The 1,124-nt window shown below is 69.1% G+C and carries 1 protein-coding gene; it reads right to left on the bottom strand.

Annotated features, from left to right (window positions below):
• A partial coding sequence (locus tag E5W70_RS16350) for an aldehyde dehydrogenase family protein (RefSeq protein ID WP_292659744.1) occupies nucleotides 1–1,124 on the bottom strand: 1,124 nt, incomplete at both ends.

Raw genomic sequence — 1,124 nt, 5'->3', positions numbered from 1 at the left:
CGGCAGGCCCTTGCCGGTCAGCGCCGACAGCGCCGCCGGCGCGCCGGGGGTGACGGCGAGCACGGCATTACCGGCGGCCAGCGCCTGGATCGTCTGCGCGAGCAGCGTATCGGCGTCCGGGCCGAGGCACAGCACGCGCCCGCGCGGCGACAGCGACAGCGTGTTGGCCTCGCCGGTCGGCCCGGGCAGGTCGACCTGGCCGAAATCGATGCCGGCGGCGGCACCGATGGCCGCGGCACCCTTGCCGCGCAGATGTTTCCTCAGGATGGCGATGCGGTCCGGACGCGTCGACCAGCCGCCAAGCGCCGGGTCCGGCAGATTATCGGCGAGCTCGGTCGCCGTCACCTTGCGGCCTTCGGCAAGATGGGTGCCGGCCTCAGGCCCCTTGCGGAAGCGCCGGAGATAATGTGGCCCGCCGGCCTTTGGCCCGGTGCCGGAAAGCCCCTCGCCGCCGAACGGCTGCGCCCCGACGACGGCGCCGATCTGGTTGCGGTTGACGTAGATGTTGCCGGCATGGATGCCGTCGACGAAATGCTGGGCGCGGCCTTCGATGCGGGTGTGCAGGCCGAAGGTCAGGCCGTAGCCCTTGCGGTTGATCGCGGCGATCACCGCATCGATCTCGTCGGCATCGAAGGTGGCGACATGCAGCACCGGCCCGAACACCTCGCGCTCCAGCTCCTCGATGCCCTTGACCCGAAAGACGTGCGGCGCGACGAAGCGGCCGTCCTTCGGCGCTTCGAGCTTGGCGATCAGCCGGCCCTGCAGGCCCATTTTCGTGCAATAGTCGCGGATCGACGCTTGTGCCTCGTCGTCGATGACCGGGCCGACATCGGTCGATATCCGCCAGGGGTCGCCGAGGCTGAGCGCTTCCATCGCGCCCTTCAGCATCTCAAGCATCTTCTTCTCGACGTCCTTCTGCACGTAGAGAATGCGCAGCGCCGAGCAGCGCTGGCCGGCACTCTGGAAGGCGGAGGCCAGGATGTCGCGCACCGCCTGTTCGGGAAGTGCTGTGGAATCGACGATCATGGCGTTCAGGCCGCCGGTCTCGGCGATCAGCATGGCGTCGGGAGCGGCGGTCTCGGCGAGTTGCTTTTCGATCAGCTTGGCGACCTCGGTCGAGCCGG

Source organism: Mesorhizobium sp., from assembly GCF_005063415.1.
Classification (GTDB): Bacteria; Pseudomonadota; Alphaproteobacteria; order Rhizobiales; family Rhizobiaceae; genus Mesorhizobium.
Note: the sequence above shows the minus strand (reverse complement) of the source record. Positions and strands in the feature narration are given on the sequence as shown.